We start from the raw sequence: 19,117 nt of genomic DNA on the forward strand, positions 1-19,117 counted from the left end.
CTCGCGCAGCGGGCCGCCGCGCTGACCGGTGTGACCCAGGCCGGCCCGCGTCCGGACGCTGGTCGGACGACCACCCCGCGATCTTGCGCGAATGTACCGGCATTCCGGGCATTCGCCGCGAAATTTGGGACATTCGCGCAAGATCGTCGAGAAGGGGAGGTGGTGATTATTCGAATCGGGCGGTGTCGGTGCGGATGAGCATCCGCAGCAGCGGCAGCGTCGAGCAGATCACCGCGAGCGACAGCACCAGCCCGCCCCCCGTCGCCAGGAAGTACGCGCCGCCCGGCAGCGGAATCCCGGACTTCTTGCCGAGCGTGTCCACCACGACGGCGGCGAGCACGTAGCCGGTCGCGGCCGCCAGTATCGCGGCGGACACCAAGGGCAGCAACGATTCCAGGAGCACCACCCGGGTCAGGCCGGACATCGGCGTACCGGTGAGGCGCAGGAGGGTGAAGGGGCGCCGCCGTTCCACCATGCCGGCCCCCGAGCTGACCGCCAGGCTGCACGCGGCGATGAGCAGGGTCAGGCCGACCGCCCCGTACGCGATCCGTTCGAGTGCGTCGTACGCGCCGGCCCGCAGGTCGGAGATCTCACCGAAGGTCGCGGGCAACCACGCGTTGCCGACCATCTGCGCCGGGGTCATGCCGAGGGGGGTGGACCAGGGGGCGTGCACGGTCAGGAAGGTGCGGACCCGTTCCAGGGTGGCCGCATCCGGGGCGGCGACCAGCAGAGTGCCCAGCCGCAGCGTTCGCACGTCGCCGGTGAAGCCCGGATTCGTCGCGTCGACCGCGGGCAGCCGGACGGCGGACGGGTTGTCGACGAACAGGCCGCCCGACATCACCTTCACCTGCTGCTGACCAGCCGCGCAGCGGCCCAGGACGGGAAGCCTCGCCAGCGCCGTGCAGTCCACGACCGAGTCGTAGATCTTTCGCGGGTCCGGTGGTTCCTTGCCCGGCCCCATCTCGGGCAGCTGGTCGTCGGGCAGCCGGTACATCGGGATGACCGTCGTCCCGGCGTACCCGCTGATGGTGTCGACGACGGTGGCACCGTCCTGTGCGGACAGACCTGGGCCGGCGAGGCCGTAGCCCACCCGCAGGACGTCGCGCAGCGCCGGGTCGCCGCCGGTGTTCGGCTGGGTGAGCAGGCTCGGCATGAGCACCGCGATGGCGGTGCCGAGGAAGACGGTGAGGACCAGGCCGCTGACGGTGCGGAAGGCGCCCTTCGGGTCCCCGCCCAGCCGGCGGGCGGCCAGCAGCGCCGAGGCGCTGCCGGAGACGGCGGCGAGCAGGCGTGCGGCGACCATGGTCAGCCACGGGCCGGCGATGACCAGCCCGAGCATGATGACGATGAGGCTCGGATAGATCAGGGCCTCGGACGGATTGTCGCCGCCGGCGGCGAGGCCGCCGATGAACAGCGCGGCACCGACGGGCAGGGGCAGGATCCGCCAGGCCCGCGGGGGCCGCGGGGTGACCTTGCGGGTGACGCCGAGCGGCGAGACCCGGACGCGGCGCAACGACCACAGCGCGGCGACGACCGACGCCACCGGTACGCCGATCACCACGGCCAGGTATCCCCAGCCGGTCGGGGTCACGTAGCGGGGCAGGAACGGCGCTCCCGTGATCGACACGGTGGCCAGCCAGGGTTCGACGAGCAGGAACAGCCCGACCCCGACGGCGGTGCCGAGGACCGCCCCGAGGGCGGCGTCGATCGACGCGATGACGCTGATCTGGCGGTTGGTCGTACCGACCAGGCGCATCGCGGCGAAGCGCTCCTCGCGACGGGCGGCGGCGAGCCGGGTCGCGGTCGCGACCAGAACCATGATCGGCAGAGTGAGCGCGATCGCGGCCAGCCCGAACCCGAACTGGTACATGGTGGTCGTGCCGAACGTGTCGGCCTGCGTACGCACGGCGGTGACCCGCTGGACTCCGGTCATCGCGGCCAGTTCCCGGGGTGTGTGCCCGATGACGATCACCAGTTCGTCCGGTGCGGACAGCGCGTCGTCACCGAGTACGCCGGTCTGCCGGCCCGGGAACCGGTCGCCGAGCTGGTCGTGTGCCGTGTGCGCCAGGAGATCGGACAGCGCGGGCGAGACGGTGAACTCGCCGGCCGCCGGCAGCTGCGACAACCCGGGGATGAGGGGCGGATGGGAGCCGAGCGCCGCCACGTCGAGCCGTTCGACCTGCCGGTCGGCGAAGTAGTCCGTCGACAGCCGCCACAGCTCCGCGCCGTCGCCGGACTCGACCGTGCCGGGTGTGACCTCGGTACCCAGCGTGCATTCCCAGCACGGGCGCTGCACGGTCGTCTGGAACGCGTGGAAGTCCGCCACGACCGCCAGCAGCACGGTCACGCCGATCGCGACCCCGGCCGCCGTCGCCAGCAGGCGCATCAGGGACTCGCCGCCGCTGCGCAGCGACAGGCGTACGCCCAGGCGGATCATCGTCCCACCGCCCCGACCGTCAGGGCCTTGCCGTCGCGCACCATGATCTCGCGGTCGGCGTACGAGGCCACCCGCGCGTCGTGGGTCACCAGCACCACGGCGGTGCCCTCGGCGCGCACGACGTTCATCAGCTCGTCCATCACCTGCTCGCCGGTCAGCGAGTCCAGCGAGCCGGTCGGCTCGTCGGCGAACAGCACCCGCGGCCTGGTCACCAGGGCCCGCGCGATCGCCACCCGCTGCGCCTGCCCGCCGGACAGTTCGCCGGTACGCCGCCCGCCGAGCCCGGAAAGGCCCAGCCGGTCGAGCCACTCCTCGGCCCGCGCGTACGCCTCCTTGCGCCGGACCTTGCCCAGCAGCAGCGGGAGGGCGACGTTGTCGGCGACGGTCAGTTCGGGGACCAGCTGGCCGAACTGGAACACGAACCCGAACGCCGTACGCCGCAGCCGGGTGCGCGCGGTGTCGTTCAGACCGTCCACCCGGGACCCGTCGAACCGGACCTCACCGCTGTCGGGCAGGTAGATGCCGGCCAGGCAGTGCAGCAGGGTGGATTTGCCCGAGCCGCTCGGGCCCATCACGGCGACGACCTCGCCGGCCGCGACGGCGACGCTGGCCCCGGTCAGGGCGGGCGTCGTGCCAAAGGACCGGTGCACGTCCACCGCTTCGATCAACATGTTCGTGCTCATGCGTTCTTCCCCGTTTCCGCGATTCTCACGGTCTCCGCGAGCGTGCCCAGCCGGGCGGTGGTCAGATCGATCCATCGGAGGTCGGCCTCCAGGTGGAAGAGGCCGTAGTCGGCCAGGAGCAGTTCGGCCGGCCCGCCGGTGCGCTTGATCTCGGTCAGTTCGCGCATCCGGGCCAGGTGCGTGCGGCGCTGCAGGTCGAGGTAGCCGGCCGCGTCGCGATCGAGCAGCAGGGCCAGCACGACCTTGACGAACAGGACCGTCTGCAGGTGCGGCGCCGGTTCGACCGGCTCGCCCAGCCACTCGGCCACCTGGCCGTGGCCGGCGTCGGTGATCGCGTAGCTCTTGCGGTCCGGCCCGTCGCCCGGCTCGGCCCGGGACTCGATGAGCCCGTCGCGGGTCAGCCGGCCGAGGGACGCGTAGACCTGGCCGAACGACAGCGGCTTGTCGTTGCCGAACAGCGTGTCGTAGTGGCGTTTGAGGTCGTAACCGTGACTCGGCGCGCGGTCCAGCAGCCCGAGCAGCGTCAGTGGAACGCTCATGTCATCACCATGCGCTGAGCGTATACGCGGAGCGCATACCCAGGTAGCAGGGTTGCCCCCGACATGACCCTGAGTCGACCCCGAGATTTCGCCCCGCGCGGGCGTACTACCGGCTGACCGCCGACGGCCTGGCCGCCGCCCGGCAGGCCCTCGCGGAACTGCACGAGAGCACCCGGCGCGGCGTCGCCGCCGTGAACTCGAAGGAGGTGACGGCATGATCGGCTGGCTGTGCGACGGAATGCTCGACACCACCGCCCGCCGCTGGCCGGCGGAGACCCGCGCGGAGATGCGCGCGGAGTGGCGGGCGGAACTCGCCGCCGTGCCGAGCGCCTGGCGGAAGATGCGGTTCGCGGCCAGCCTCGCGGCCGCCGGCCCCGACGGCCCACGCCCCTTCTCCGCGGTACGCGTCATCCCGGCGGTCCTCGGTTCGCTGCTGGTCGTCGGAGCGCTGCCGCAGGCGTACTTCGTGATCGCCGTCCGGTGGGTCTCGTTCCTGGCGGACGACACCATCGGCCGGCACGCCTGGGTGGGGGTGGCCAGCTTGGTGCTGGCGATCGGGCTCGGATATCTGGCGGCCCGGCTGACCGCGCCGCTCACGCGGCTGGTGACGCCGTGGCTCGTGGCGCCGTGGACCTTCGGTGCTGCGCTGGTGATCTGGCTGGGCGACTACGCGTACCACGGCTGGCTGGTCCACGCCGACGTGATCGACCTGTCGCTGTGGGCGCTCGGTGGGACCCTGTTCGTCGGCGCGAGCGTCGTGCTGGCCCGGCGCGGCAGCCGGGTCCTGTCCTGGCTCGCCGGACTGCTGGCCGTGCCGGCGGCGTTGTTCGGCGGGTTCACGCACGGCGGGCTTGGTGTCGACGACCAGTTCATGTTCCACCAATGGCTGCCCGCGTTCGCGTTCGCGGTCACCACCTCGATGTTCGTGCACGCGACCGTCTTCCTCATCGTCTACGGTCGCACCCTCGGCGTACGCCGGGCCTGAACGAACGGGGCGCCCTCCGGCTCGGGGGAGGAGGGCGCCGCGTTCGTCCGCAGCGACGGCACCACCGCCGGTACGCGCGCCGCGTACCGCTCGTATTCGGCGCCCAGATCGGCCCGCAGGTCCCGTTCCTCGAACCGGATGCCGACCGCGATGTACGCCGTCGACGCGACCGCGAAGAACAGGTGCCCGACGGTCATCCGGGGCGCCGCCCAGAACGCAACGACCAGCCCGAGCATCATCGGGTGGCGGATCCACCGGTACAGCCACCGCTCGGAGAATCCCGGCGGCTCGTAGTGGGCCCGGCGCAGGTGCCGGTACGCCTGCTTCAGGCCGAGGAAGTCGGCGTGGTCCACCATGAACGTCGACCAGACGACCAGGGCCCAGCCGGCCGCGTACAGCAGCCAGATCATGATCGACCAGGGCGGCGCGACCTGCCACAGGACGGTGGGGACCGGCTGCCACCAGACGAACGTCGCCAGTAGTAACAGGCTCGCGACCAGGACGAACGTGCTGCGCTCGGCGGCCCGCGGGACGACCCGGGTCAGCCACCGCTTGAATCCGGCCCGGGCCATGATCGTGTGCTGGACGGCGAACGCCAGCAGCAGCGCCGCGTCGACGGCCAGCGCCGCCCAGGCCGGCCGGGTCGCCGGCCCGTCCACGGACGTCGGCGCGCCCCGGTCGGCCAGGAAACCGGCCGCCCAGACGGCGCTCAGCACGAAGGCCCCGTACGCGACGACCGCGTACCCGGCGATGGCGAGGCGGGAGAAAGTACGCATGCCCCCATCGTCGCGAGGCCGGGTGCCGGGGGCAGGCGGGAAAATACCTCAGTTTCCGCCGGCGGCTCAGTTCCCGCCGGCGGCTCAGTTCCCGCCGGCGGTCGCGACGTACCAGGCGGCGATCTGGGCCCGCGACCGGAAGTCCATCCGGTAGCGGATCCGCTCGACGTGCGCCTCGGCCGACCGCTCCGCGATGCCGAGCCGCTCGCCGATCTCCCGGTTCGTGCACCCCTGCGCGATCAATGCCGCGACCTCGCGCTGCCGGGAGGTCAGCGTCGGCGCCCCGCCGCGGTGGCGCCCCGGCAGCCCGAGGAACCGGCGCACCGCGCTCGTCAGCGGCGCCACGTCACCGATGTAGGGCAGATGCGACCGTCCCGGCACCGTCTCGAACCGCGCACCGGCGATGCCGTCGGCCAGCCGCCGGCCCTCGGCGACCGGCGCCGCCCGGTCACCGTCGCGATGCACCACCAGCGTCGGCGCCCCGATGCGGGCCAGCAGCTCGCCCACATCCACCTGGTAAGCCAGCGCCAGCATCGCGCACGCGGTCCCGGCACTGGCCGACTCCCGCTGATAGCGCGTGAACGCGGTCCGCGTACCGGCGTCGGCGTCCGGCGCGAACAGGTCCGCCAGCAGGTCCGAGGCGAGCCCCCAGTGCTGGCGTACCAGGCCGATCACGTGCCGCTGCAACTCCGGCGCGGCGACGTCCCGGCCGCGGGCCCAACCGCCGTACAACACCAGCCGCGACACCGACTCCGGCTGGTCCGCCGCCCACGCCGCGGCGACCGCCGCGCCCAGCGACACCCCCATCAGATCGAAGCGGTCCAACCGGTTCGCCGCGACCACCGCCCGCAGCGCGGCCAGCTCCTCCACCATCGTGTACGCCGAGTCAGCCGCTCGGTCCGACAGCCCGCAGCCGGGCTTGTCGTACCGGATGAGCGTCCGGCCGTCGGCGAGCGCCTCGTAGAAGGCCCGCTCGGCCGGCAGCGCCCAGCTGAGTTCGAGGTGGCTCAGCCAGCCGGACACGTAGACGAGCGGCGGCCCCGATCCGGTGACCGCGTACGCGATCCGCGTACCGGCCGAGGATCTGGTCATGGCGACGCGCTGCCCCACAACATCAGCTTAGGGCTGGTGCGCGTGTCGGATCGCGAAGCCGGGGGCCGCCGCTCGCGTCGCCGTGGACGTCCCGCCGGCGACCGCCGGGTTCCGGAACGTGCCGACGACGTCCACCAGCACGTCCGTACGACCGGCCCGGTTGTAGACGTTGAAGCCGTCGGCCGGCCCGATGAGGGTGTACACGGCGTTCGGGATGATCTGGCCCTGGGCCGGGTTGAGGTTGCTGACGTCGGGCCGGCCGACGCCCGCGATGCCGCTCGGCCACACCGACAGGAAGGTCGACGCCGTCGGGGCGACCGCCGTCACGTTCAGCGCCAGGCCTTCGGTCCCGGCCGTCGCGACCGAGCCGGGCGCGGTCACGGTGGCGGTGGTGTCGGGCCCCAATGCCGGGACCGGATCCCCCTGGCGGGTGTCGGCGATGCGTACCGGGGTCAGGGCCTTGAACCGCAGGCCGCCCAGGGTGCTGTCGTCGAAGAAGCCCATGACGTCCACGATGACGTGCGAGGCGGCCAGGGTGTAGACGGCGATCGAGGGGTAGCCGCCGCAGCACGTTCCCACCGGCACGATGGCCATGTTGGGGACGGCGACGTCACCGGCCTTGTAGTTCAAGGTCGACGTGCCGGGCCGGACGCCGGTGTCGTTCCAGGTCGTCAGGAAGCCGTCCGCCGAGGGGCTGACGGCCGTCACGTTGACCACCAGCGCGCGGATGTGCGGATTGGTGTCCGCGCCGAAGTCGACGCCGACCGAGACCGCCTCGCCGGCGGCCAGCCTGGTGCCGGGACCGGTACGGCTGTCGAAGATCCGGCCCGGGATGACGGGCTGGTACTCGCCGCCGGTCCCCCGGGTGGCGGCGACGGTGCTGTCGGCGGCGTAATAGCCGACGACGTCGGCGATCACGTGCGTACTGCCCGCGTGGTTGTAGATGTTCACCTTGCCGCCGGACCCCAGGGCGACCGTGACGGAGTTGGCGCCCGTCCACCCGGGGACCAGGTTGAGCGACGAGGTGGTGGGCTGGGGGAGGCCGGCGGGGTACACGGTGAGGAAGCTCGACGCGGTCGCGCCGGTCGCGGTCACGTTGAGGACCACGGCCGACACGCCGGAGGCCGCGACGCCGCCCCGGCCGGTGACCTGGAGGCTGATCGTCGACTGCGGTCCCATGGGGGCTGCCGGGGAGGTCCCCAGGCCGCTGCGGGTGTCGAGGATCCGCGCCGGGGTGACCGGGTAGTAGGTGCCCTTGTTGTCGCTCACGACCAGGGTCTCGCTCAGGGCGTGCGTGACCGTTCCGGTCGCGATGATCGTGATCGCGTAGCGGCCCGCGACCACGCTGCCGGCGGCGGTGAACGTGGCGGTGGACGAGCCGCCGGTGGGCAGGGTGGCGGGGCTGAAGGCGGCGGTCACGCCGGTGGGCTGGCCGGCCGCGGACAGCATCACGGTACGCGCCGCGCCCGCCGTGATCGGCAGCCGGACCGCTGTCGTCCCCGTCCCGCCCGGCGAGGTGACCACCAGGCCGGCCTGGATGTCGAAGTCGTCGGCCGCGGGCGGCGGCGTGGGCGTGGTTCCCGTGTAGAGCAGGACATCGGGCGAGCCGCTGCCGCGGCCGACCACCAGGCTCGGCGTGGCGTTGCCGAGCACCTTCGCCGACACCTGGGCGGGGGTGAACGCGGGGTTGTCCGCCAGCACCAGCGCCGCGGCCCCGGCCACATGCGGCGACGCCATCGACGTACCACTGAGGACGGTGGACGCGGACGTGCCGGCGATCGACGCCGAGGTGATGGCGACGCCGGGCGCGAACAGGTCGACGCAGGAACCGAAGTTGGAGAAGCTCGCCCGGTTGTCGTTGCGGTCGGTGGCGCCGACGGTGATCGCGGCCGGCAGGCGGCCGGGTGAGTCGCCGCAGGCGTCGACGTCGCTGTTGCCCGCCGCGACCACGTAGGTGATGCCGGACGCGATCGAGTTGCCGACGGCCGCGTCCAGCACCGAGTCGCCGGAGCTTCCCAGGCTCATGTTCGCCACCGCCGGCTTGACGGCGTGCGCGGTCACCCAGTCGACGCCGGCGACCACGCTCGCCGTCGAACCCGTGCCGGTGCAGCCGAGGACCCGGACCGCCACCAGCGACACGCCCTTGGCGACGCCGAACGTCGTGCCGCCGATCGTGCCGGCGACGTGCGTACCGTGGCCGTTGCAGTCGTCCGCGCTGCCGCCGGGGGTGATCTCGTCGACCCCCTTGACGGCCCGGCCGCCGAAATCGGTGTGGTTCAACCGGATACCGGTATCGATCACGTAGGCGTGCACGTTGGCCGCGGTCGTCGCATAGCTGTACGCGCCGTCCAGCGGAAGCCGCCGCTGATCGATGCGATCCAGGCCCCACGACGGCGGAGCGGCCTGGGTCGCGTCGACGCGGATCTCCTGGTTCTGCTGGATGTACGCCACATCCGGCGCGCCGGTCATCGCCAGCGCGTGCTCGGCGCTCATCGTGGCCGCGAACCCTCGGACGGCCGCGGTGAAGATCCGGTCGACATGGGCGTCGTACTGCCGGGCCAGTGATCGCGCCACCTCCTCGACGGTGTCGCCGTAGCCGGAGGGCTTCAGGACGACGATGTAACTGCCAGGGATGGCGTGGGGACTGCCGGCCCCGATGATGGTGCCGTGGGTCGCCGGTGCGCCGGCGGCGACCGGCCCACCGGCCGCCGCCAGGCCCACGGCCGCCACGAGGAGCAGGCCGGCTCCCCACCAGGGGCGACGCCGTACGGTTCGGGAAATCTTCATCGGGCCCTCTTCCGGTCGCGTCCACGGGAGTGGCGTTGGAAGACGGTCGCCGTGGAGATCTCGGCTGATGGTACGGCCAGATGACCGGATTGTCGGGTATGCCGGTCTCAGGGTTGGGTTGTCAGCACGTTGAAGACGGCCTCCGCCCGATCGCGCCGGGCGTACAGGTCCCAGGCGGCGTCGGCCAGCGCATCGGGGTCCAGCACCGGCAGGCCCGCGGTCGGCCGGGCGCTCATGAACCGGTGGATGTCGCCGCGCTCGATCAGGCCGCCGATGGTCAGCGTGCCCGCGTACACGCCACGGTCGGCGAGCGCGGCGTGCAGCGTCACGGCGTAGTTGCGCAGGGCGGCAGAGGAGAGGGCCAGGCTGCCGAGGGCCGGCATCGGCAGCACGGAACTGAGCCCGCCCGCGAACAGCAGCCCGCCGTCACCCCGTTCGAGCATGCCCGGCAGCACCGCGCCGACGAGGTCGACCGCCGCGTACACCCAGCTCATCGCCGCCCGCACGGACTCGCTGTCGGACTTCTCGATGCCGGCCGGCATCCGGTCGGGTTCGAGCGCGGCCGGGCCGTAGTACACGATCTCCGGCTGGTCGAACCGCTCGGTGATCGCGTCGACCGCGGCGGCCAGCCGGCCCGGGTCGCGGACGTCGGCGACGAACGAGGCGGCCTCGATGCCTTGTGCGGCAAGCGACGCGAGATATCCCTCGTGCCGCTCCGCCGTACGCGACACCAGCGCGACCCGGTGCCCCTCCCGGCCGAAGCGGTGTGCGATGGACAGGCCGAGCCCGGGTCCGGCACCGAAGACAGCCAGCGTTCCCACGGTTCCTCCTAAGTTGAGGGGGTCCTCAGATTAAGCCGACCGTAGCATGAACCTGAGGGAGCCCTCAACTTTGTAGGATGGTGGGCGTGACCACCGGAACCAGGCCGCTGCGCGCGGACGCCGCCCGCAACCGCGACCGGCTGCTCGCCGCCGCCGGCGAGGTGTTCGCCGAGCGCGGCCTGGACGCCCCGCTCGAAGAGATCGCCCGCCGCGCCGGCGTCAGCATCGGCACCCTCTACAACCACTTCCCAGCCCGCGATGACCTGTTCGACGCGATCTTCCCGCCCCGGATGGCCGTCCTCGACGCCGCCGCGCAGGAGGCGCTTGCCGACCCGGACCCGTGGTCGGGATTCGCCGCCTTCACCGAGGCGCTGTTCGCGCTGCACGCCGAGGACCGCGGCCTCAACGACGCGCTGGCGCAACGCGTACCGCTGTCACCGGAGGTCGTGGAAGCCTGCCACCGCTGCTTCGCGTACATCGAAAGGCTGGTGGCGAGGGCGAAGGAGAGCGGGCAGCTGCGGGCGGACTTCGAGGCGGCCGACTACGCCGCGCTGATCTGGTCGATGTCGCAGGTGATCCGCGAGACGGCGGGCGTGGCGCCGCAGGTGTGGCGGCGGTGCCTCGGGTTCTTCCTCGACGGCCTGCGGGCGGGGGCGGCGCATCCGGTGGGCGTTCCCGGGCTCACCCCGGAACAGCTCGCCCGCATCATGGCCGCGCCCCCGGCGTAAGGGCCCGGAACAAGCCGGCCGGCCCGGTCAGGCGGCGACGGTGACGACGACCTTGCCGGAGGCGTGGCCCGCCTCGACGTAGCGCATCGCCGCCGGCAGTTCCGCGAACGCGTACGCGCGGTCGATCACCGGTGTCACTTCGCCGCTGTCGGTGAGCCCGGCCAGTTCGGTGAGGTTCCGGGCGCTGGACGGTCCGATGTGCGTGTCGGTGATGACGACGCGCCGCGTACCGAACCTGCCGATCAGGGTCGCCCCGATCATGTGGTCCATCGGCCGTACCCAGCGTCCGGCCTTGCCGCCGATCACCACGTACGTCCCTTGTGGACGAAGTGTGCGCCGGGCGGCCGTCACCCTTGGACTTCCGGCGATGTCCAGCAGGGCGTCGAAATCGCGGGCGACCTTCGTGAAGTCCTCGGTCCGGTAGTCGATGACGGTGGCCGCGCCGAGGCCCCGGACGAGGTCGGCGTTGCGGCCGCCGCAGACGCCCGTGACCTCGGCGCCCGCGGCCCGGGCCAGCTGGACGGCGAAGGTGCCGATCCCGCTGGACGCGCCGTTGACCAGCAGCCGCCGGCCGCCGGTCAGCCGGGCATCGTCGCGCACGGCCTGCAGCGCGGTCACCGCGGCCATCGGGTACGCCGCCGCCTCCTCGAAACTCAGCCGCCTCGGCTTCGCCGCCAGCAGGTCCTCGCGTACGCAGGCGAATTCCGCGTACGCGCCGTGCTTGACGAGCGCGTACACCTCGTCGCCGGGCTGGAAGAGCGTGACGCCGGGGCCGGTGGCGGCGACGACGCCGGCCAGGTCGCAGCCGATGATCGGCTGGAGCGGCCGGCGCTTGCCGAAGCCGCCGGGGGTGAAGCGGGCGGCGAGCGGCTCGCCGCGCATGTGGTGCCAGTCGTAGGGATTGATGGACGTCGCCCGGACCCGCACGAGGACCTCGCCGGCCGCGGGTGTCGGGGTGGGAACGTCGCTGAGCAGCAGATTCTCCGGCGGTCCGTACGTGCGGAGCAGGTACGCCTTCATCGAGCACTCCTGACCTTACGTTGTAAGTCTTACGTTGTAAGGTAGCCTTACGCCGTAAGAACGGTCAAGGGGTCGGCGGAAAATCGGCGCAGCCTTGACTCGGCGCGCGGTCAGATCGGCGCGGTCAGATCAGCGCAGCCGGTCGGCGCAGTCGGTCAGCGCAGCCGATCGAGGCCGTCGAGGACGATGTCCAGCCCGAACTCGAATTCGGTCTGGTCGTCACACCAGCCTATGGTCGATTCGGGGTCGTCGTGCGCCACCTCGGACAACATGCCGACAAGATGGGGCAGGCGCGCGGCCATGGCCACCATGACCGGATCGGGCTCACCGGTCGTCGGGCCGCCGCCGGGATCGAACAGCTCCTGGCTGAAGCCCAGTGCCCGGCTGCCCAGCGCGTGCATGGCGTGATGGCACAGGTCGTTCGAGAAGCCGCCGTCGCGCATGATCCCCACGAGGGCGTCCATGTGCAGCAGGACCGCCGGACTGGCGTTCTTCCGGGACTCGATCACCCCCGGTGCCCACGGGTGGCGCAGCAGCACCTCACGCGCGGCGAGGATGTGCACGCGGGCCGCCTTCTTCCAGTCGTCGCCCCGGCTCGGCAGCGTCACGCGCGCGGCGGCCTCGTTGATCTCCGCGCCGATCACGTCGACGACGCCGTCGAGGACCTGCTCCTTGTTGGCCACGTGGTGGTAGAGCGACATCGCCTCCGCGCCCAGCTCCTCCGCGAGGCGGCGCATCGTGACGGCGGAGATGCCGCCGGAGTCGGCGAGCTGGACCGCGGCCCGCAGCACCCGGTCCCGGCTCAGGGCAGGCCTCGACACGCAGCCAGCTTACAAGGTAAGACGGGTGCCCCGCCGCGTCCGCGACGGGGCACCCGTGGCGCGTTCAGCCCGCGTACACGCCGAACTCGAGCAGCGAGTAGCCGTACTGGGTGGCGCGGGTGGTGCCGTACATCCGGACGTACCGGCCGCTGCCCGTGATGTTCAGGGTCTGGGTACCACCGGCCGCGGTCGTGGTGCTGTAGATGCTCGTCCAGGTCGTCCCGTCGGGCGACGTCTGGATCTGGTACGCCTTGCCGTAGGCGGCCTCCCACTGCAGCACGACCTTGCAGATCGACTGCGTCGAACCGAGGTCGACCTGCAGCCACTGCGGGTCGGCGAAGGCGCTGGACCACCGCGTACCGGCGTTGCCGTCGACCGCGTTGGCCGCGGGGAAGGCCGCGTTCTCCTGGGACGACGCGGTCGCCGGCCGGCCCTGCGCGATGTTCGTCGTGCCGCAGGTGCCGGCCGGGCTCACCGTCCACGTGAACGAGGTCGAGCCGGACGCGCCGGTGGTGTCCTGGGCGGTCACCGTGACGGTGGACGTCCCGGCGGCCGTCGGCGTACCCGAGACGAGGCCCGTCGAGGTGTTGATCGACAGTCCGGCCGGCAGGCCCGTCGCGCCGTAGGTCAGCGTCTGCCCGCCGGCCGAGTCGGTGGCGGCGATCTGCAGGCTGGTCGCCGTCCCCACGGTGGCGGTCCGGTTGCCCGGGTTGGTGACCGTGACCGTGTTGCCGCTACCGGAGGACTGGGCGTACGCCTCGAACTCCCACAGCGAGTAGCCGTACTGGGTCGCCCGCTGGGTTCCGTTCATCCGCAGATAGCGGCCGGTACCCGTGACGGTGAGCGCCTGCACCCCGCCGGTTCCCGTCGTGGTCGAGAAGATCGTCGTCCACGTGGCGTTGTCGGCGGACACCTGCACGGAGTACGCCGTCGCGTATGCCGCCTCCCAGTTCAGCACCACCTTGCACAACTGGTACGCCTGTCCGAGGTCGACGGTCAGCGTCTGCGGGTCGGAGAAGGCGCTGGACCATCGCGTACCCGTGTCGCCGTCGACCGCGTTGCCCGGTGCGGTTCCGGCGTTCTCCTGCGTACCGGTCACCGGCTTGCGCAGCGCGACATCGGTCGTGCCACACGTCCCGCCCGTGCCGCCGGTGACGGTCCACGTGAACGTCGCCGCTCCGCTCGCCCCGGTGGTGTCGTGCGCCGAGATGGTGACGCTCGACGTTCCGGCGGCCGTCGGCGTACCGGAGATGAGGCCCGTCGTGGGGTTGACCGACAGCCCGGCGGGCAGGCCGGTCGCCCCGTAGGTCAGGGTCTGGCCGCTCGCCGAGTCGGTGGCGGCGATCTGCAGGCTGGTGGCGGTGCCGACCGCGGCGGTCCGGCTGCCGGGGTTGGTGACGGTGACCGTGTTGCCGGTGCCGCCGCCGGGCAGGGTCCAGATCTGCTGCGCGGAGCCGGTGCACGTCTCGATGTCGAGCCGCGAACCGGTGTTGGCGCCCGGGACCGTGAGGCAGAGCCCCGAGTTCGGGTTGACCAGCGTGCCGTTGGCCTGCTTGGTCCAGCCCTGGGCCGCGGACGCGTTGCACGGATACCAGTCGACCTGCGTGCCGCTGGTCTTGCCGGCCGCCACGACGTCCAGGCAGCCGCCCTGCGTCCGCAGCGTGCCGTCGGTGTACGGCGACCACGCCTGGCCGGCCGTGCCGTTGCAGGCGACGACGTTGATCGGGTTGCTCGCGACGTTCAGCGAGTTCTGGTTGGCCAGGCACAGGCCGTTGAGGCCCTTGACCTGTCCGGTCGCCGTCGGCGTGCCGGTCGGCGTGGAGTTGCCGCCCTGCTCGTAGACCGCCACCCAGGCCGCGCTCAGCGTCCCGCCCGAGGTCGTGGCGGCCGTCGGCGTGGCCGACCCCTGGATGCCGTCGGGGTAGTTGCCGCCCATCGCCAGGTCCCAGATGATGAAGAAGCCGTGGTCGATGGCCGCCTGCCAGGCCGCGACGCCCACCGACGCCTCGGTGATCGTGCTCTCCACGACACCGTCCATGAGGAACTGCAGGATCTCGGCGTTCGTGTCGGTGCGATCGATGATCACCGCGTACGTGTGGTAGCCGGTCTGGCAGCTCGAACCCGCGCCGGGGCACGGGATGAGCGCGTGGCCGGGGCTGGGACCGCTGGTGTGCAACGTCTGCGACGCCTCGTTGAGCGCGTTGACGTCCTCCATCATGTCGATCTCACCCGACTGCGGCCACCCCCCGCCGGTACGCATCGGGGCGCCCAATGCCCAGAACGCCGGCCAGTAGCCCAGGCCGCCGGCCGGGTTGGGCTGCTGGACCGAGGCGATCATCTCCATCTTGCCGCCGGGCGGGGCCTGGAAGTCGCTGCGGGTGCTCTCGATCCGGCCCGAGGTCCAGGTGCCGCCGCTGTTGACGGCCTTGAGCACCAGATGGCCGTTGCCGTCCAGGTAGACGTTGTCGGTGGAGTTGGTCGTGTGCTCCTTCTCGCCGGTACCGAAGCCGGTGCCGATGTCGTAGAACCAGTTCGCCGCGGCCGGCGCGGATCCGGCCGGACCGGCGAAGTCGTCGCTGAAAACGGTCGTCCAGCCGGCCGGCGGCGGGGGTGCCGGGTCGGCGTACGCCGCCGGGCTTTCGACGACCGAGGCGGTCAGGGCGACGAGGACGCCGGCGGCGAGCAGGGTCAGCGCGGCCAGGGCGGAGCGTGCCCTGCTCGCTGTCTGCCGTGGGGCGGGGGGCCGGACGAGGCCCGGAATGAAAGACACGGTGCCTTCCCTTCAGCGCGCGGGCGCGCGCTTACGGCTCCGGGGCGGACGCACCCGGTGACCGCGGGACGGCGGCGGTCGGTGCATCGGCCCGGACGCCAGTGTGGGCGATGAGAGAGAGCGCTCTCCCATTCATCGATGTCTACGGCTGTCCCGCGGGAGTGTCAAGGCTTTGCCATCTCGTGCCATGCCGGACCAAGACCTCAAGATCGGCGTACGCGAAATTGGGTTGCAACCGGGGGGCCGGGTCGCACGTGGTGTGTTCGCGAGCGGGACATGCCCGACGCGACCAGGGGAGGAAGGACAGTGTGGACACAGTGATGGCCGACGGGGTCCGGGCGCGGACAGGCGTCGGCGCGGTGGGCGCGGTGCACGACTTCGACGACCTGTACGCCGCGAGTTTTCAAGGATTGACCCTCCAGCTCTACGCCTACCTCGGCGACCTCGCGGAGGCGCAGGACGTCGTGCAGGAGGCCTTCTGCCGGGCGTACGCCCGCTGGAAAAGCATCCGCGACTACGAAGACCCGGTCCTGTGGGTACGCCGCGTCGCCTGGAACCTCGCGACGAGCCGGTTCCGCCGGCAGCGGACGGCGGTGAACTTCCTGCGCCGCCAGCGGGAGGAGAAGGTGGCGGAGCCGAGCCCCGACCGGGTGGCCCTCGTCCGGGCTCTGGCGAAACTGCCGGCGCAGCAGCGTCGGGCGGTCGTTCTGCACTACATGGCGCAGCTGTCGGTCGCGGAGATCGCACAGCAGGAGGGCGCCCCCGAGGGAACCGTGAAGTCGTGGCTGAGTCGCGGCCGGGCCGCGCTGGCCGGGCAGCTGACCGAGAAGGGGATCTGATGATGGACGAGTTCGAGCAGGACGCGCTGGTGTCGGGTGCCTTCGCGGAGTTCGGCGCGGCCGTCGCGCCCTCCGTTCGCCCCGCGGGCACACTCGCCGTACGCGGTGAGGTGCAGCACCGCCGCAAAGTACGCGCGACGGCGCTGGGCGTGGTGATCGCGTTGGCGATCGCCGTTCCGGTGGCGGCCTACGCGGCGCTCGGCCGGGGGTCGCAAGCCCCGCCGATCCCGGCCGCGACCGGTTCGCCGAGCCCGGTGGCGTCGCCGGCCGCGTCGGCCCCGGCATCCTCCACGGATCCAGGAGCGGCGGCGCCGGACGGTCAGCTGACGATCGCGCAGCTGACCGCGGGGAAGGTGGACATCCCCCGGTGGACGCAGCGGGCGAGCTGCCCGTCGGGCCAGCAGCGGATGACCAGGCAGGCGGGCGTGCCCGTACGCGCCGGCGCCAAGTCGATCGGCATCTACGCGGTCGCGTACGCCAATCTCGACAGTGACCCGGCCCTGGAGACGGCAGCCCTGGTGAACTGCTCGATCGGCGAGGTCTCCACCACCCGGGTCCTGGTCTTCGACCGCGACGCCCACGGCGGGATCGTGACCGAGGGCGAACTGGCGAACGGTTACATCTGGAGCATTTCGGCCGCCGCCGGCGGTGTGGCCGTCGACATCTCCGACACCGTCGCCTGCTGTGACGCGCCGAAGGCCACCGAGATACACCAGACCCGCACCTACGGCTGGAACGGCACCGCGTACGCCCAGATCAGCGGACCGAAGGCGTTCAGCATCCACACGAAGCCGACCGACCTGGAACTCCGCGTCGTCAGCGCGCAGTGGCAGGCGCCCCGGAACGGCATGCGGACCGGGACCTTGAAGTTCAAGGTCGTCAACAACGGGCCGTACGCCTCCAACATGTACCTCGTCACGGACTCCAGCCGGCTGTCGACCGCCAGTTACCCGCAGCACGCGGGACTGGCCGCCGGAAGCTCGGCGACGGTGACCATCACCGTCCACATTCCGGAAGGTTGGCCCGCGACCAACCTCTACATCACCGTGACGGAACTGGGCGTGGGCGGCGCGACGGGCGACCGGGCGCCGCAGAACAACTGGAAGAACCCGCCGGGCTGGTGACCGGCGAACGCTGAAGCGCCCCCCGCGACCAGGTCGTGGGGGGCGCTTTCTGGTCCAGGCCCGTCGTCGTTGTTGACAGTCGCGGTTGACAGTCGCGAGGTCAGCCCCAATACTTAGGCGTGTGCCTAAGTATCAGGACGGTCTCGACCGGATGTTCCACGCCCTCGGCGACGCCAGCCGCCGGGCGATGGTCGAGCGCCTGGCGCGCGGCCCGGCGTCGGTGAGCGAGCTCGCGAGCCCGTTCGACATGGCCCTGCCGAGCGTCGTTCAGCACCTCGGCGTACTGGAGGCCGCCGGGATCGTGTCGTCGACCAAGGTCGGCCGGGTGCGCACCTACCAGCTCGTGCCCGACGCGCTGACGCCGGCCGGCGAATGGATCAGGCGGCAGCGACTGCCCGCCGAGCGCCGCCTCGACCGGCTCGGCGCGTTCCTCGAACCGGGCAGATCCGAACCGGCCAATTCCGAACCGGGCGAATCCGAAGCACGCAATTCAGAACCGGGCGAATCCGAAACAAGCAAATCCGAAACAAGCGAATCCGAACCGGCAAAATCCGAAGGGGACAAGTCATGAACGACACCGTCAACCGCAGCCAGACCCACGCCACCTTCGTCATCGAGCGCGCTTTCGCCGTGCCGCTCGCCGAGGTGTGGCATGCCTTGTCCGACAACGACGCCCGCGATCAGTGGTTCGGCGGCGGCCCGGCGTTCGCCATCGAGAACAAGAAGCACGAATTCCGCGTCGGCGCGGGCGGGCTGGAGGAGGGCCAGTGGCACGGCGGGCCGCGTTCGCGGTTCGCGTCGACCTACACCGACATCGTCGACCAGCGTCGCATCGTGTTCACCTACGACCTGTGGGTCGACGACCAGCACCTGTCGACCTCGCTGACCACCATCGCGGTCGAGCCCGAGGGCGACGGCACCCTGCTGACCTACACCGAGCAGGCCGTGCACTTCGACGGCCTGGACAGCGTCGAGGGCCGCGAAGAGGGCACCCGGGGCATCCTCGACGGCCTCGCCGCCTTCCTGGCGCGCGGGCGTTGATCATGACCGGCCTCGATACCGGTCGAGTCACCGGGCGAGTCGCGGCGCCGGTCCGTGCCTGGGCGCCCGGCCGCCGGCTCGCCGTGATCGCCGCCGCGCTCGCCGGGCTCCTCACCGTGAACCTGGTGATCTACGCCATCGGCCGCGCCCTCGGCGGGACGTTCCGCTATACGCAGAACGGCGGCAGCGTACCGGTCGAGCCGGTCGCGATCACGTTCCTGTCGCTCGGGCCGCTGGTGAGCGCATTGGTCGTCACGGCGGCACTGGCCCGCACGTGGCCGGTGTTCCTCCGGATCGCGCGGATCGCCGGCCCCGTGTTCGCCGTGGTCACCATCGGTGTGATGACCCTTCCGGCGGACTTCGACATGACCAGCACCGTATGCCTCGCGGCAATGCATCTGGTCACCATTCCGGCCATGTTGGTCGCGTTTGACGCCCTTGCGCGTCGCCGTCCCCGAACCGCCGGGTAGCCGCCTGCCGGTACCGCCGGGGGCAGGCGCATCGGGTGTCCGCCCCCGGCTTCGCCTGCGTGGCGCCTCCGTGCGCGTAAGCGTGGCCGCGCATCTGCCACCGGGGAGTCGCCCACCAGGCGGTGAGGATCTACAATCAGCACCGTAAAGGCAGTCAACCCGGCAGCGTTGACGGACACGCCAC

At 71.8% G+C, this 19,117-nt stretch carries 17 protein-coding genes; 7 read left to right on the forward strand and 10 right to left on the reverse strand.

Going from position 1 to position 19,117, the window contains the following annotated elements; genetic code table 11:
- Window positions 1-166: 166 nt before the first annotated feature.
- From G401_RS0123845 to G401_RS0123855, 3 genes are read right to left on the reverse strand one after another with little or no spacing between them, the layout of a single operon-like run.
- Complete coding sequence (locus G401_RS0123845) at window positions 167-2,437, reverse strand: ABC transporter permease (RefSeq protein WP_027344469.1); 2,271 nt, start codon at window positions 2,435-2,437, stop codon at window positions 167-169.
- Window positions 2,434-3,120, reverse strand: coding sequence for an ABC transporter ATP-binding protein (locus G401_RS0123850; RefSeq protein ID WP_027344470.1), 687 nt, complete (start codon window positions 3,118-3,120; stop codon window positions 2,434-2,436). Before G401_RS0123850 ends, G401_RS0123845 begins: the two co-directional genes overlap by 4 nt.
- The gene (locus G401_RS0123855; protein ID WP_027344471.1) at window positions 3,117-3,659 is read right to left on the reverse strand and encodes a PadR family transcriptional regulator; all 543 of its coding nucleotides are present in this window, start codon (window positions 3,657-3,659) and stop codon (window positions 3,117-3,119) included. The genes G401_RS0123850 and G401_RS0123855 overlap by 4 nt, the downstream gene beginning before the upstream one ends.
- A gap of 214 nt (window positions 3,660-3,873) precedes the next feature.
- Between G401_RS0123855 and G401_RS0123860 the strand changes: the two genes are divergently transcribed.
- Window positions 3,874-4,644, forward strand: a complete 771-nt coding sequence (locus G401_RS0123860; RefSeq protein ID WP_027344472.1) for a hypothetical protein — start codon at window positions 3,874-3,876, stop codon at window positions 4,642-4,644.
- Here G401_RS0123860 and G401_RS47925 read toward each other — a convergent pair.
- The 4 genes from G401_RS47925 to G401_RS0123880 form a co-directional block, all read right to left on the reverse strand.
- The gene (locus G401_RS47925; RefSeq protein ID WP_051367058.1) at window positions 4,611-5,420 is read right to left on the reverse strand and encodes a methyltransferase family protein; all 810 of its coding nucleotides are present in this window, start codon (window positions 5,418-5,420) and stop codon (window positions 4,611-4,613) included. The genes G401_RS0123860 and G401_RS47925 overlap by 34 nt on opposite strands.
- Before the next feature lie 84 nt (window positions 5,421-5,504).
- Complete coding sequence (locus tag G401_RS0123870) at window positions 5,505-6,530, reverse strand: alpha/beta fold hydrolase (protein WP_245601818.1); 1,026 nt, start codon at window positions 6,528-6,530, stop codon at window positions 5,505-5,507.
- A gap of 9 nt (window positions 6,531-6,539) precedes the next feature.
- Complete coding sequence (locus tag G401_RS57185; RefSeq protein WP_051367059.1) at window positions 6,540-9,299, reverse strand: S8 family peptidase; 2,760 nt, start codon at window positions 9,297-9,299, stop codon at window positions 6,540-6,542.
- Between the two features lie 107 nt (window positions 9,300-9,406).
- Complete coding sequence (locus G401_RS0123880; RefSeq protein WP_027344474.1) at window positions 9,407-10,120, reverse strand: SDR family NAD(P)-dependent oxidoreductase; 714 nt, start codon at window positions 10,118-10,120, stop codon at window positions 9,407-9,409.
- Between the two features lie 86 nt (window positions 10,121-10,206).
- Between G401_RS0123880 and G401_RS0123885 the strand changes: the two genes are divergently transcribed.
- A complete protein-coding gene (locus tag G401_RS0123885; RefSeq protein WP_027344475.1) occupies window positions 10,207-10,848 on the forward strand; it encodes a TetR/AcrR family transcriptional regulator in 642 nt (213 codons plus the stop codon).
- Window positions 10,849-10,875: 27 nt separating this feature from the next.
- Here G401_RS0123885 and G401_RS0123890 read toward each other — a convergent pair whose 3' ends face one another.
- From G401_RS0123890 to G401_RS53235, 3 genes are all read right to left on the reverse strand, one after another.
- Window positions 10,876-11,868: an NAD(P)-dependent alcohol dehydrogenase gene (locus G401_RS0123890; RefSeq protein WP_027344476.1), complete on the reverse strand. Its 993-nt coding sequence runs from the start codon at window positions 11,866-11,868 to the stop codon at window positions 10,876-10,878.
- Between the two features lie 155 nt (window positions 11,869-12,023).
- Window positions 12,024-12,689, reverse strand: a complete 666-nt coding sequence (locus G401_RS0123895) for a TetR/AcrR family transcriptional regulator (protein WP_027344477.1) — start codon at window positions 12,687-12,689, stop codon at window positions 12,024-12,026.
- A 64-nt stretch (window positions 12,690-12,753) separates the two neighbouring features.
- On the reverse strand, window positions 12,754-15,459 hold the full coding sequence (locus tag G401_RS53235; RefSeq protein WP_051367060.1) for a discoidin domain-containing protein: 2,706 nt from the start codon (window positions 15,457-15,459) through the stop codon (window positions 12,754-12,756).
- Window positions 15,460-15,779: 320 nt separating this feature from the next.
- Between G401_RS53235 and G401_RS47940 the strand changes: the two genes are divergently transcribed.
- From G401_RS47940 to G401_RS0123925, 5 genes are all read left to right on the forward strand, one after another.
- Window positions 15,780-16,298 (forward strand): SigE family RNA polymerase sigma factor, encoded by a 519-nt coding sequence (locus G401_RS47940; protein WP_051367061.1) that lies wholly within the window; start codon window positions 15,780-15,782, stop codon window positions 16,296-16,298.
- A complete protein-coding gene (locus G401_RS53240; protein WP_157546238.1) occupies window positions 16,298-17,422 on the forward strand; it encodes a hypothetical protein in 1,125 nt (374 codons plus the stop codon). The genes G401_RS47940 and G401_RS53240 overlap by 1 nt, the downstream gene beginning before the upstream one ends.
- Window positions 17,423-17,573: 151 nt before the next feature.
- Window positions 17,574-17,993, forward strand: coding sequence for an ArsR/SmtB family transcription factor (locus tag G401_RS54990; RefSeq protein ID WP_157546241.1), 420 nt, complete (start codon window positions 17,574-17,576; stop codon window positions 17,991-17,993).
- Complete coding sequence (locus tag G401_RS0123920; RefSeq protein WP_027344478.1) at window positions 17,990-18,463, forward strand: SRPBCC family protein; 474 nt, start codon at window positions 17,990-17,992, stop codon at window positions 18,461-18,463. The genes G401_RS54990 and G401_RS0123920 overlap by 4 nt, the downstream gene beginning before the upstream one ends.
- Window positions 18,464-18,465: 2 nt before the next feature.
- Window positions 18,466-18,933, forward strand: coding sequence for a DUF6069 family protein (locus G401_RS0123925; RefSeq protein ID WP_051367063.1), 468 nt, complete (start codon window positions 18,466-18,468; stop codon window positions 18,931-18,933).
- The last annotated feature ends 184 nt before the right edge of the window (window positions 18,934-19,117 follow it).

The organism is Hamadaea tsunoensis DSM 44101 (assembly GCF_000428945.1).
GTDB classification, from domain to species: Bacteria; Actinomycetota; Actinomycetes; order Mycobacteriales; family Micromonosporaceae; genus Hamadaea; species Hamadaea tsunoensis.